The sequence below is a fragment of the Thalassospira sp. MCCC 1A01148 genome (assembly GCF_001613795.1).
Taxonomy (GTDB): domain Bacteria; phylum Pseudomonadota; class Alphaproteobacteria; order Rhodospirillales; family Thalassospiraceae; genus Thalassospira.
Genome location: NZ_LPVZ01000012.1, coordinates 239,968 through 252,330, shown reverse-complemented (window position 1 = coordinate 252,330; position 12,363 = coordinate 239,968). Strand labels below are relative to the sequence as shown.

At 54.3% G+C, this 12,363-nt stretch carries 13 protein-coding genes; all 13 read right to left on the bottom strand.

From position 1 onward, the window contains the following. Positions 1-42: 42 nt before the first annotated feature. The 13 genes from AUQ43_RS04050 to AUQ43_RS03995 all read right to left on the bottom strand — a co-directional run bounded on the left by AUQ43_RS04050 (position 43) and on the right by AUQ43_RS03995 (position 12,298). Positions 43-1,416, bottom strand: coding sequence for a TRAP transporter large permease subunit (locus tag AUQ43_RS04050; RefSeq protein ID WP_062954806.1), 1,374 nt, complete (start codon positions 1,414-1,416; stop codon positions 43-45). Beyond that, positions 1,416-1,961 (bottom strand): TRAP transporter small permease subunit, encoded by a 546-nt coding sequence (locus tag AUQ43_RS04045; RefSeq protein WP_062954803.1) that lies wholly within the window; start codon positions 1,959-1,961, stop codon positions 1,416-1,418. Before AUQ43_RS04045 ends, AUQ43_RS04050 begins: the two co-directional genes overlap by 1 nt. Before the next feature lie 236 nt (positions 1,962-2,197). Beyond that, positions 2,198-4,441 carry a DNA topoisomerase IV subunit A gene (gene parC / locus AUQ43_RS04040; RefSeq protein WP_062954800.1) on the bottom strand — a complete coding sequence of 748 codons (2,244 nt, stop codon included), beginning with the start codon at positions 4,439-4,441 and terminating at the stop codon, positions 2,198-2,200. A gap of 130 nt (positions 4,442-4,571) precedes the next feature. After that, on the bottom strand, positions 4,572-5,327 hold the full coding sequence (gene recO, locus AUQ43_RS04035; RefSeq protein WP_062954798.1) for a DNA repair protein RecO: 756 nt from the start codon (positions 5,325-5,327) through the stop codon (positions 4,572-4,574). A 9-nt stretch (positions 5,328-5,336) separates the two neighbouring features. Beyond that, positions 5,337-5,504 (bottom strand): hypothetical protein, encoded by a 168-nt coding sequence (locus tag AUQ43_RS20225; RefSeq protein WP_157088431.1) that lies wholly within the window; start codon positions 5,502-5,504, stop codon positions 5,337-5,339. Continuing rightward, positions 5,504-5,734, bottom strand: a complete 231-nt coding sequence (locus tag AUQ43_RS04030; RefSeq protein WP_062954795.1) for a hypothetical protein — start codon at positions 5,732-5,734, stop codon at positions 5,504-5,506. Before AUQ43_RS04030 ends, AUQ43_RS20225 begins: the two co-directional genes overlap by 1 nt. Before the next feature lie 49 nt (positions 5,735-5,783). After that, positions 5,784-6,722: a GTPase Era gene (gene era, locus AUQ43_RS04025; protein WP_062954793.1), complete on the bottom strand. Its 939-nt coding sequence runs from the start codon at positions 6,720-6,722 to the stop codon at positions 5,784-5,786. Further along, a complete protein-coding gene (rnc, locus tag AUQ43_RS04020; RefSeq protein ID WP_062954790.1) occupies positions 6,715-7,398 on the bottom strand; it encodes a ribonuclease III in 684 nt (227 codons plus the stop codon). The genes era and rnc overlap by 8 nt, the downstream gene beginning before the upstream one ends. After that, the gene (gene lepB / locus AUQ43_RS04015) at positions 7,398-8,144 is read right to left on the bottom strand and encodes a signal peptidase I (RefSeq protein ID WP_062954787.1); all 747 of its coding nucleotides are present in this window, start codon (positions 8,142-8,144) and stop codon (positions 7,398-7,400) included. Before lepB ends, rnc begins: the two co-directional genes overlap by 1 nt. A 25-nt stretch (positions 8,145-8,169) precedes the next feature. After that, positions 8,170-8,565, bottom strand: coding sequence for a holo-ACP synthase (gene acpS, locus AUQ43_RS04010; RefSeq protein WP_062954784.1), 396 nt, complete (start codon positions 8,563-8,565; stop codon positions 8,170-8,172). Next, positions 8,566-9,315, bottom strand: a complete 750-nt coding sequence (locus tag AUQ43_RS04005) for a pyridoxine 5'-phosphate synthase (RefSeq protein ID WP_062954782.1) — start codon at positions 9,313-9,315, stop codon at positions 8,566-8,568. After that, positions 9,312-10,022, bottom strand: a complete 711-nt coding sequence (locus AUQ43_RS04000) for a DUF2062 domain-containing protein (RefSeq protein ID WP_062954780.1) — start codon at positions 10,020-10,022, stop codon at positions 9,312-9,314. Before AUQ43_RS04000 ends, AUQ43_RS04005 begins: the two co-directional genes overlap by 4 nt. Positions 10,023-10,153: 131 nt before the next feature. Continuing rightward, a complete protein-coding gene (locus tag AUQ43_RS03995) occupies positions 10,154-12,298 on the bottom strand; it encodes a bifunctional (p)ppGpp synthetase/guanosine-3',5'-bis(diphosphate) 3'-pyrophosphohydrolase (RefSeq protein ID WP_062954766.1) in 2,145 nt (714 codons plus the stop codon). Positions 12,299-12,363: the final 65 nt, after the last annotated feature.

Below are 12,363 nucleotides of genomic sequence, written 5' to 3'. Positions count from 1 at the left end.
CGTCCGGGTGCCTTTTTCTTCGAAAGTATGTGTTCGCTCTGCTTAGAACAGAATGCTTGGCAGCCAGGTCGCCAGCCACGGGAAGGCTGCAACAAGACACAGGCCCAGCATCTGAATGACCACGAACGGAATGATACCGCGATAGATATCAAGTGTCTTGATCGCCGCCGGGGCAACACCGCGCAGATAGAACAGCGCAAAGCCAAATGGCGGCGTCAGGAAGCTGGTCTGCAAGTTGATCGCAATCATCACACCCAGCCAAACCGGATCAATATCAAGCTTCAGCAGGATCGGGCCGACAATCGGGATCACGACAAACACGATCTCGATGAAATCAAGGAAGAAGCCCATGAAAAACATAAGCAACATCACGACCAGCATCGCACTGAAGACACCACCCGGAAGGTTGTGCAGCAGTTCCTCGACCAGATGATCACCACCCAGACCACGGAACACCAGCGAGAACACCGATGCACCAAGCAGGATGACAAACACCATCGCACTGACTTGAACGGTCTGGCGCACAACATGGCGCATCACAGCCATATCAAGACGCTTATAGAACGCAGCCAGAATTGTCGCACCTACAGAACCAAAGGCCGCTGATTCTGTCGGGGTCGCAATACCGGTCAGGATCGATCCAAGAACCGCAACAATCAGCAGAGCCGGCGGCAGCAAGGCGCGCAGAACTTCGCCCCAAAGACCTTCGGGACGTTTGCCTTCAACAAGTGCCGGGGCGGATTCAGGATCGATCAATGATTTGATGATGATCCAGCCGATATAAAGCCCGACAAGCATCAGGCCCGGAATGAAGGCCCCTGCAAACAGATCCATCACCGAAATCGGTTCCGGTGCCCAGTTGCCCAGCGAACGCTGCGCTTCGGCATAAGCCCCCTGCAGGATATCGCCCAGCAGAACCAGAACGATGGATGGCGGAATGATCTGACCAAGGGTACCCGATGCACAGATCACACCGGTCGAAAGTTTCGGATCATATCCGGCTTTCTGCATAGCCGGCAGACTGAGCAAGCCCATGGTGACAACCGTCGCACCGACAATACCGGTCGATGCCGCGAGCAACATGCCAACAATAACAACCGAGATACCAAGGCCGCCGCGCATGGTGCCAAACAGCATGCCCATGGTGGTCAGGAGCTTCTCGGCGATCCGAGCACGTTCAAGCATCACACCCATGAACACAAACAGCGGGATCGCAACGTAAAGCTCGTTGGTCATCACACCGAAGTAGCGTGACGGCAAAGAGCCAAGAAGCGGCATATCAAACACGCCCATCGAATTACCGATAAGCGCAAAAGCAAGACCGGTGCCCGCAAGCGAGAAGGCAACCGGAAAACCAAGAAGAAGCACGCCGCACGCAACGGCGAACATTACCAGGCTAAGAATTTCCCCCGACATCAGACGCCCTCGTGCTCTTCTTCTTGAATTTCAAACTCTTTGTGACCCGCCAGTACCAGAATGCTGCGTGCCGCAAGCGACAGCCCCTGAAGCAGCATCAGGACACAAAAGATCAGGATCACTGATTTATACAGGAACAATCCCGGAAGCCCGCCCGTTTCGTGTGAGCCTTCCAGGCGATGCCAGCTCGTGGCAACATAAGGGTAACTGTACATCAACATCATGATGATGACCGGTGCCAGAAGGAAAAGGGATCCAAAAAGATCAACCCATGCCTTGTAACGTGCCGAAGCCGGACGATAGAACACGTCAACACGGACATGACCACCATGCAGCAGCGTATAGCCGGCGCCTACCATGAACATGATGCCATACAGCCACATGTAGCTTTCCTGCATCGACACCCAGCCAATCGAGAAGCCGTAACGCAATGTGGCCACCAAGAACGTGATCACGACCATCGGGATCACCAGCCAGGCCACTCCGCGTCCGATCCAGTCATTAAGACTGTCGATCACGCGGACGAAATTTCCGAGAAATCTCACTTTTCACTCCCAAGCCCTTTTTGAATCTCACAGGAAAATTGCGGGCATCCTGCTTAACAGGTTGGGAAGTTACATATTAACCGTCCAAAACGCTATATCTTTTGCACCGAATTGCGGCCATTTCTGCCGGGAAATGCAACAAATGTTCGGTACTGCATCATTTTTCGCCAACCGCGCAAAGAAAAAGCCGGATGGCGTCACACCATCCGGCTTTCTTAAACGTCTTTTACCGGCCGTTATTCGAACTTGTTGGACCGCGGGAAGCCGTTTGGCGGCAAGCGCCCTGCCCCTGCACGTTTGCCGATCCATTCAGTGAGTTCGGTCACAGTTCGCGTACGCCCTTCACTGCCACCCATGGTCCAGCTCAGACCGTCTTCAAGGTTAAACAGCATCAAGTCCGATAGGCCGCCCTGGCGATATTTCTGAAGGATTACACCACGCCCACGGGTCATTTCCGGGATTTCCGAAACCGGATAAATCAGAAGCTTTCGGTTATCGCCCAGAACAGCCACGTGATCGCATTCGACCGGCTCGAAAATCTTGGCGACCTCACCAGCGCCAAGGTTAAGAACCTGTTTGCCGTTCTTTGTCTGCGCAACCACCTCTTTCTCGGCCACCTGGAAGCCGCGTCCGCCGGAACTTGCCACAAGCAGATTACGTCCGTCCTTGTGAACGACCATCGAAACGATGTCATGCTCCTGCGGCAGATCAATCGAAAGACGGATTGGCTCACCATGTCCGCGACCACCCGGCAGCTTGTCACACGACATGGTATAACAACGCCCGGCTGTCGACAGGATCAAAAGCTTGTCCGTGGTAAAGGCCTTCAACGCAAAGCGATGCTCGTCACCATCCTTGAATTTAAGGTCGCTGACATCTGCAACATGGCCCTTCAACGCACGCACCCAGCCCATTTTCGAACAGATCACCGTAATCGGTTCACGTTCAATCAGGGCTTCAAGTGGCACTTCAATTTCTTCTGGAGCATCGCCAATTTCGGTGCGGCGCTTGCCAATGGCTGTTTTCTTGCCAAAGTTTTCGCGCATGACCTCGATCTCGTCACGGATCTTTTCCCAACGCATGCTTTCGCTGGCAAGGAGCGCTTCAAGCCCTTGTTTTTCTTCGGTCAGCTTGGCGTGCTCGTTTTTGATTTCCATCTCTTCAAGCTTGCGCAAAGACCGCAGACGCATATTAAGGATCGCATCGGCCTGCACTTCGGTCAGATCGAAGGCCTTCATCAATGCGTTTTTCGGCTCATCCTCATAACGGATGATACGGATCACTTCATCGAGGTTGAGATAGGCAACAAGATAGCCTTCCAACACTTCAAGACGATGATTGATCTTGGCCAGCCGATGGTTGGAACGACGGATCAGGACTTCCTGACGGTGTGCAAGGAACGCACGCAAAACTTCACGCAGGTTCATGACACGCGGGGTGTTATCCGCATCCAGAACGTTCATGTTCAGACCAAACCGGATTTCCAGTTCGGTATTCTTGAACAGCATTTCCATCAGGTGTTCCGGCTCGACCGCGCGGGTACGCGGTTCCAAAACCAGGCGGATCTCATCGGTCGATTCATCGCGGACATCGTTCAGAAGCGGCAATTTCTTTGCCACCATCAGATCGGCGATGCGTTCAACCAGCTTGGCTTTTTGCACCTGATAGGGAATTTCGGTGATCACGACCTGATACAGACCGTGGCTCAGTTTTTCGACTTCCCACTTGGCCCGCAGACGGAAGGATCCGCGGCCCGTGGCATAGGCTTCCAGAATATTTTCGCGCGGCTCTACCAGAACACCACCGGTCGGGAAATCCGGGCCCGGCACACAACGGGCAAGCTGCGCAATGGATGTTTCCGGATCATCAATCAGCTTGATCAGACCCGCACACAATTCGCCAACGTTATGGGGCGGAATATTGGTCGCCATACCCACGGCAATACCGGCCGCACCATTGGCCAAAAGGTTCGGGAAGGCCGCCGGCATGACAACCGGTTCCTGCTCCTCGCCATCATAGGTCGGTCGGAAATCAACCGCGTCCTCGTCAAGGCCGTCCATCAGGGCAGCAGCAATTGCGGTCATGCGTGCTTCGGTGTAACGCATTGCCGCGGCGTTATCGCCGTCAATGTTACCGAAGTTGCCCTGACCGTCGACCAGCGGGTAACGCACCGCGAAATCCTGCGCCAAACGGACAAGCGCGTCATAAACCGACTGATCACCATGCGGGTGATACTTACCGATCACGTCACCGACAACACGCGCGCATTTCTTGAACCCGTGCTCCGGGTTCAGTTTAAGCTGACGCATGGCATAAAGAAGACGGCGATGCACGGGCTTGAGGCCATCACGCACATCAGGCAGGGAACGCGACATGATCGTCGACATCGCATAGGCGAGATAACGTTCGCTTAGCGCGTCGGCAAGGCGGGTTTCCCTGATTTGTCCGGAACCGGCCGGATCAGAAGTCTTGGTGCTCATGAACGATTTTTCTTGTTTCTTGTCAAAATGGACATGTGCAAGTGCGTTCGAAACCGAACACCTTACGTTATTTGCAACATACTACGCCGGGCATGGGCTTGGTCAACATATGGCGAACAAATTGCCGAATTTATTTTTCTTCACCGATATCTGCGCGCCAGACATGACTGACAAGGCGGTCACGCGCTGCCACGGGTTTAATGCCTTTTGCCTCGAAAATATCACGGTGAATGAAAAACCCGGTCAGCTTCAAACCATCTCGAAACTGTTCGCTCAAAGAGATGGTCTGGCGCGATGACGCTGCCCGCCCGCTTGCCAGAAAGGCCGGCAACGGCAATAGCCTGTCGCGATAGGCATTCCCCGATGCTTCCCCCACAGCACGCCCGCTTTTGGGCGAGACATAGGCAAGGTTTTCGGTTTCATTGGTTGCCGCGCAACGGTCAAGCGCAAGGCCATAGCCCAGTTCCTCAAGCAACCCGATTTCCCAGCGTATATAGGCAGGCAGCCATTGTTCGGCTTTAAGTGCACCAAGAAGTGCCACCGTACCGCGATACAGGTCCGGATGGGCTTCACGTTCGGGCAACGTCGCATCAAGCATCGCACAGGCCGAACTCATCGCCATCAACGGCCCGGCCTGCAATAAAAGGTCTGCGGCATGTGCGCCGGTCAACTCACAGCGAAACTGTCCAAGATGCTCGGACAACCGGGCCGACCACCCCACCCGGATTTCATTGCCGGGTTCAAGGGTGCCACGCATGGATTTACTGGTTGCGCCCCGGACCAGGCCGGCATGACGGCCATAATCGCGGGTCAGAACAGAAAGACGGACCGAGCTTTCACCAAGCTTGCGTGTTGAAAGTACAATACCATCATCCCGCCAATCCATCAGGGCACCTTAGAAAAAGCCACTCGGCACAATCAGACGGGTCACAAGGAAAAAGAACCCAAGCAGGCAAGACGCCAAACTGAACAAGGCAAGACCAAACACGACCTTGCGCAGGATCGGACGGTTGGGGACTTCTTCGATGGCATCTGTCAGCGGATCATTTGAATCATTGCGCATCAGCCGGGTCCTCCGCCAGTTATGCGCCAGAACAAGCCCAGCACAAAAACGGCAATCGCGATCAAAAGGGCAATCAGGTTAAGCGGTTTGTGCAGGAATGATTTCTCGCGTGGCACAGACGCACCGGAATTGCGGTTACGAAACGGCCGTCTGGCAACACGCGCAACAATCATTGCGGCAGCAGCGCCGACAACAATCATGACAATTCCCCAGACGGATCCGATTTCCATTACTTACCCGGCAAATGTTTGGTCACTTGGCATGCCGCCAAAAACGCGATCATGCGTTATGGTCAAGGCCCCACATGGCGAAGCGGTTGGGATCATCCCCCCAGTTTTCGCGCACCTTCACAAACAGGAACAGATGTACGCGGCGCTCGAAAATAGCTTCAAGTTCCTTGCGGGCATCGCTGCCAAGCGCCTTGATCCGTTTGCCACCTTTGCCAAGAATGATGGCCTTTTGGCCTTCACGTTCGACAAAGATCGTCTGTTCCAGCTTGACCGACCCATCCTTGCGTTCTTCCCAAAGCTCGGTCTCGACCGTCGCGGAATAGGGAAGCTCCTGCTGAAGCTGGTAGTACAGCTTTTCACGCGTGATCTCAGCCGCCAGAAGACGCAATGGCATATCCGATACATCGTCTTCCGGGAACATCCACGGACCATCGGGCATCTTCGCAGCAAGGAAGTTCACAAGGTCCTGCGTCCCGGCACCCTTCTTAGCCGAGATCATGAAGACGTCAGTAAACACTTCATGCGCGAACAGGTCTTGCGACAGCCGCAAAAGCTTTTCCTTGTCCGCAACCTTGTCGACCTTGTTTAACGCCAGGATCGCCTTGCGATTCTGATCTTTCAGCTGATTGATGATTGCCAGATCTTCATCGGTGACCCCACTTCCGGCATCAATCACCAGAACAACAAGGTCCGCGTCATCCGCACCGTTCCAGGCAGCTTTGACCATTGCGCGGTCAAGACGGCGTTTCGGGGCAAAGATACCCGGGGTATCAATGAAAACGATCTGCGCGTCCTCGGTCATAACGATACCACGGACACGGGTACGGGTCGTCTGGACCTTCGGCGAGACAATCGACACTTTCGTGCCGACCAATTGGTTCAAAAGCGTCGACTTGCCAGCATTCGGTGCACCAACGAGGGCCACAAAGCCACAGCGTTGCTGATAAGGTAATCTGTCTTCGGCCACCGGTTCGGGAACCTCATTCATCACTAAGTTTTTCCAACATCAATTTGGCGGCGAGTTGCTCCGCCTCGCGTTTCGATTTGCCTTCCGCACTGACACTTTCACCGTCTCCGGTGGTCAGTTCGATGGTAAATACCGGCGCGTGGGCCGGACCTTCACGCCCGACCATTTCATATTTCGGCAGCGGCTTGCCCCGCCCCTGAAGCCATTCCTGCAGCTGCGTCTTGGCATCCTGCGGCGGCTTGTTAGCTTCATCCAAAAGCGGCGTCCACAGTTTCTCGATGAAACGCCGGGCCGGTTCAAGCCCACCGTCAAGATAGAGTGCGGCAATCACCGCCTCCATGCAATCAGATAAAATCGCCGGGTTGGTGTCCGCACCTGCGGCACGTTCCCCCTTTGCCATCTGGATATGTTCACCCAGTTTGATCTGTTCAGCCACCCGCGCAAGGGTCTCGCGACGCACGAGTGCGACAAACCGCTTGGCCATCGCCCCTTCGCGCTCACGTCCGAACCGGGTGTAAAGCATTTCGGCTACAACAAGTCCCAGAACGCGATCACCAAGAAATTCCAGGCGCTCGTTGCCGCCGCTCAGCATATCCTTGCCCTTGGCCGCACTGCGATGGGTAAGCGCTACCCGCAAAAGATCCGGGTCAGAAAAACCGTGATCAATCTCGGCGATCACCGGCAAGCCGTCGCTCATCAGTTAACCCCCTGAAACAGGCGATCAAAGCGGATGCTGCCAAGATCATAGACCGGTTGGGAGCTATCCTTGGAATAGAACAGGAATTCTGCACGCCCAACCAGATTTTCGATCGGTACAAAGCGGAAGCGCGACGGGAAAGCACGGCTATCAGCCGAATTGTCGCGATTATCACCCATCATGAAGAAATGACCGTCCGGTACCGTGAAAGCTTCGGTATTGTCGCTCGGCCCCTGATCACCAAACATTTCGAGAATGCGGTGCACACGGCCATTGGGCAGGGTTTCGATATATTGCGGAACCGCGGCTGAACGTCCGCCACCATCGGTCAGGATGTAATCCTCGATGCGCTCGCGCTCGATAATCTTGTTGTTGATGTAAAGACGCCCCTCTTTGACCTGGATGGTGTCACCCGGAAGACCAATCACGCGTTTGATATAGTCCTGCGAGGTATCGGACGGCAGTTTAAAGACAACAACATCGCCACGTTCCGGTTCGCTTTCAAACACACGGCCCGGAATGATCGGCAGGCTGAATGGCATGCTGTGCTTCGAGTATCCGTAAGAAAATTTCGAAACAAACAGGTAATCACCAACCAGCAAGGACGGGATCATGGAACCGGAGGGAATATTAAACGGTTCGAAAGCAAAGGTCCGAACCATAAGTGCAATGACAATGGCCCAGAAAACGGTTTTCAAGGTGTCGAGCAATCCACCCGTTTTCTTTTTATGCACAAGCTTTTCCATTCCGTGTTCAACCAATCAATTTTTGTCAATCTGCCGAAATCACCACGACCGCGTTGGCCAGGGGATATTCGTCCGTCAGGGTTACATACACAGATGCAGTTTTCCCTTCCGGGGTCAATTCTTTAAGTCGTTCAAGCGCACCATCAATCAGCACCATGTCAGGCTTGCCGCTGGGCTGATGCACCACACCCATGGTGTTGTGATAAACACCGCGACGAAATCCCGTTCCCAGTGCCTTTGAACACGCTTCCTTGGCGGCAAATGCCATGGCCAGCGAAGATGCAGTACGATGCGGCTTGCGGGTGGCACGTGCAATCTCGATATCGGTATAGACGCGTTTCATGAAACGCTCGCCATGGCGTTCAAGTGTCGCTTCTATCCGACGGATATCGCACAGATCCGTGCCAATCCCAATAATCATTTACGCATAACCTGCTTGCGTGCGTGCCTCATCCATCAAACGGCGCATTTCGGCAATCGCGGCTTCCAGCCCGATAAACACCGCCTCCCCGATCAGGAAATGGCCGATATTCAGCTCTGCGATCTCTGGCATGGCAGCAATCGGCTGGACAGTTTCAAAGTTCAGGCCATGTCCGGCATGTACCTCAAGCCCGATCCCGGCCCCATATTGCACGGCACGGCGAATACGGTCCAGTTCGCGGGCACGTTCTTCCTCGGTCTCGGCATCACAATAGGCACCGGTATGGATCTCGACCACCGGCGCACCAAGGCTCTTTGCCGCGTCAAGCTGCGCTTCCGAAGCCTCAATAAACAAAGATACGCGAATGCCCGCCTCGCCCAGTTCCGAGACAAAGTGTTTCAGGTGATTATGTCCACCCGCCGCATCAAGTCCGCCTTCTGTCGTGCACTCTTCGCGTTTTTCAGGCACAAGGCAAACCGCGTGCGGTTTTGTTTCAAGCGCGATTGCTAGCATCTCGTCAGTTGCCGCCATTTCGAAATTTAATGGCAGATCAACCTCTTCGCGCAGTTTTTTCATATCGTCATCACGGATGTGACGGCGATCTTCGCGCAGATGTGCGGTGATGCCATCAGCGCCAGCCGCCTTGGCAAGTGCGGCGGCGCGTACCGGATCGGGCAAGTTCCCGCCTCGCGCGTTTCGAATGGTCGCAACATGGTCAATATTGACCCCAAGGCGCAATTTCGAACTCATGATGTTTCATCCTGCTTTTTGGTGGCATGCTTTGCGGCCGTTCCGATCTTTTCCTTGGCACTTTCAAGCATCGGACCCAAGCCGTGACGTTCAGTCTTTTTCATACGGCGCAAGATGCGGTTATGGCGATAAATCACAACAGCCCGCCGGATCGGGAAGTAGAACAGCATCCAGATCACAATTGTCGTCGGTATACAACCAACCACCATCGGCCAGATGATATCAACAATCCCGGCCCACAGTTGCCCAAGGGCCTCTTGGTCCGCGCCGTCCCAATTCCCGAAAATCAGCCCGCCGCCGACATAGTTCAACCCAAGAACCACGAATTCCCACAGGACGGCCATATCAAAATGAACGGTCGAACTGCTTGAATGGATACCAAGGATCCAGTTGCCGCAGGTGTAAAGCCATAGCCAGATAAACGGAAATGTCCACGGATTGCCCACCACCGTCCCCAAAAGGGACGCAACAACGTTGCTGCGCGTCAGCAAGCTTACAAGCGTCGCAATGACAAAGTGGAAACCGATAAACGGCGAAAACGAGACAGCCGCCCCAATGGCAAAGCCCGACGCAATGCTATAGGGCGACCCGGGCAAACGGGCAACCCGATGGGCAAAATATTGCGACGAACGGCGCCAGCCGCCCCGTGGCCAGACCACGTTGCGTACACGCTGGAAAGAAGAAGGTTTGATGCGGCGCCGAAACATGCGTGGTCAGTTCTGGATCAAATCAGGTAACGCTGTGAAATCTTGAAGCATATGGGTAAGTGCTGACCGCGTGATTGGCAAGGCTTTTGCGCCAAATTAACCTAAAAGGTGAAGACGTTTACAGTCTGGCATTATCCGCGGGCACGTTCGACGGCATTCACCACCGGTGTCGCGCGCAGGGCGGCGATAATATTGGTCAGGTGTTTGACATCGACAACATCGATATCGATCAGCATTTCAAAGAAATCTGTCGTGCGATTGGTAAAGCGCAGATTGGTAATGTTGCCATGGTTCTTGGCAATCACGCTGGTAATTGAACTCAGCGCGCCCTGCTCGTGGCCAACCGTCAATCCAAGACGACCGATGAAGTGTTCCGGCTCGCCTTCGTTATCCCAACCAACATCAAGCCAACGTTCCGGCTGCTCGGTAAAGGTTTCCAGCGTGTCACAGTCAATCGTATGGATCGTCACGCCCTTGCCGGTTGTGACAATCCCGACAATCCGGTCCCCCGGCAATGGATGGCAACATCCGGCATAATGCACAGCCATCCCCGGAATAAGGCCCTTGATCGGTATGGCGTGATCATGTTTGCGCGCCCGAACCTTGTCCAGCGGCACAACCTTGCGCGCCGTTTCCTTGTCCTTGGACCCCGGGAAGACGGCATGAACCACTTCTCGCCCGGTGTGATGCCCGGCGCCGACAAGGGTCAGAAGCGCCTCGACCGAAGGCTGCTTGAAGATTTTAAGAACCCCTTCAAGCGCCTTGTCGGAATAGTCATAGCCTTCCTGACGGAACGCCTTTTGCAAGATCGCCTTGCCAAGATCCTTGTACTGGTCTTCCTGCTGCTGGCGGATAAAGCGGCGAATTCGTGCGCGTGCCTTACCGGTAACAACGAACCGCTCCCAGGTCGGATTCGGCGTCTGCGCCTTCGATGTTACGATTTCAACCTGATCACCGTTGTTCAAAACAGTACGCAACGGCACCATCGCGCCATTGACCTTCGCCCCGACACAGGTATCCCCGATGTGGGTATGGATCATATAGGCGAAATCAACCGGTGTGGCGCGGGCCGGAAGCGCAATGACATCGCCCTTCGGGCTAAAGCAGAACACCTGATCCTGGAACATCGCAAGCTTGGTATGTTCAAGGAACTCTTCGGGCTCGGACGCATGTTCCAGAATATCAAGAAGATCACGCAGCCAGCGGTATTGAACGCCTTCCTTCTGCGGACCGGTGGGCTCTTCCTGCTTATAGGCCCAGTGCGCCGCAACACCGTTTTCGTTGACCTCGTGCATTTGCCGGGTTCGGATCTGGACCTCGATCCGGTGGTTTTCCGGGCCGAGCACCGTGGTATGAATGGAACGGTATCCGTTCGGTTTTGGCGTCGAGATATAATCCTTGAACCGGCCCGGCACGACTTTGTAATTGGCATGCAGATAGCCAAGAACTTCATAGCATTCCGGCATTTCGCTAACGAGAACACGGAACGCCATAATGTCAGAAAGCTCACCAAAGGTGATGTTCTTGCGCTGCATCTTCTGCCAGATCGAGTATGGGCGTTTTTCACGTCCATAGATGTCGACCTTGAGCCCCTGGTGCGATACCACATCCTGCAGCTCGGAAACAATCCGGCTGACGACGTTGTCATCCTTCTCACGCAGGAATTCGAGGCGCGCAAGGATCGAATCCCTTGCCTCAGGATTGATATGCTGGAAGGCAAGGTCTTCAAGCTCTTCCTTGATGTCGTGCATACCGATGCGTTCGGCAAGCGGCGCATAAATCTCAAGTGTTTCGGCCGCGATCCTGACCCGTTTTTCGGGTTTGGAAATATAGTGCAGGGTCCGCATATTGTGCAGACGGTCCGCAAGCTTCACCAACAGAACGCGAATGTCTTCTGACATCGCCAAAAGCAGTTTTCGGAAGTTTTCTGCCTGCTTGGAATCTGCGGACTTCAGTTCAATCTGCGTCAGCTTGGTCACACCATCGACCAGCTTCATGATGTTGGGCCCGAAAAGCTTGGTGATCTCTTCGGGGGTCGCATCGGTATCTTCGATGGTATCGTGCAGAAGTGCGGTGATGATCGTGTCGCAATCGAGCTTGTAATTCGTCAGAATGCCTGCGACTTCGATCGGATGCGAAAAATACGGATCACCCGATGCGCGCTTTTGCGAACCGTGTTTCTGGGTTGCATAGACATATGCCCGGTTCAGCGTGGTTTCACACGCATCGGGGTCGTATGTCTTAACCCGTTCAACAAGTTCGTATTGGCGCATCATTCAGGGGCATCTCCGCGATACTCGGCATGGGGACAAAAACCATCCCCTTCTCATAAGATAGTACG

Coding starts and splice junctions, on each gene's coding strand:
- AUQ43_RS03995 (WP_062954766.1), bottom strand. CDS start 12,298: ATGATGCGCCAATACGAACTTGTTGAACGGGTTAAGACATACGACCCC.
- AUQ43_RS04030 (WP_062954795.1), bottom strand. CDS start 5,734: ATGGAAATCGGATCCGTCTGGGGAATTGTCATGATTGTTGTCGGCGCT.
- AUQ43_RS04050 (WP_062954806.1), bottom strand. CDS start 1,416: ATGTCGGGGGAAATTCTTAGCCTGGTAATGTTCGCCGTTGCGTGCGGC.
- AUQ43_RS04005 (WP_062954782.1), bottom strand. CDS start 9,315: ATGAGTTCGAAATTGCGCCTTGGGGTCAATATTGACCATGTTGCGACC.
- AUQ43_RS20225 (WP_157088431.1), bottom strand. CDS start 5,504: ATGCGCAATGATTCAAATGATCCGCTGACAGATGCCATCGAAGAAGTC.
- era (WP_062954793.1), bottom strand. CDS start 6,722: ATGAATGAGGTTCCCGAACCGGTGGCCGAAGACAGATTACCTTATCAG.
- lepB (WP_062954787.1), bottom strand. CDS start 8,144: ATGGAAAAGCTTGTGCATAAAAAGAAAACGGGTGGATTGCTCGACACC.
- AUQ43_RS04000 (WP_062954780.1), bottom strand. CDS start 10,022: ATGTTTCGGCGCCGCATCAAACCTTCTTCTTTCCAGCGTGTACGCAAC.
- rnc (WP_062954790.1), bottom strand. CDS start 7,398: ATGAGCGACGGCTTGCCGGTGATCGCCGAGATTGATCACGGTTTTTCT.
- parC (WP_062954800.1), bottom strand. CDS start 4,441: ATGAGCACCAAGACTTCTGATCCGGCCGGTTCCGGACAAATCAGGGAA.
- acpS (WP_062954784.1), bottom strand. CDS start 8,565: ATGATTATTGGGATTGGCACGGATCTGTGCGATATCCGTCGGATAGAA.
- recO (WP_062954798.1), bottom strand. CDS start 5,327: ATGGATTGGCGGGATGATGGTATTGTACTTTCAACACGCAAGCTTGGT.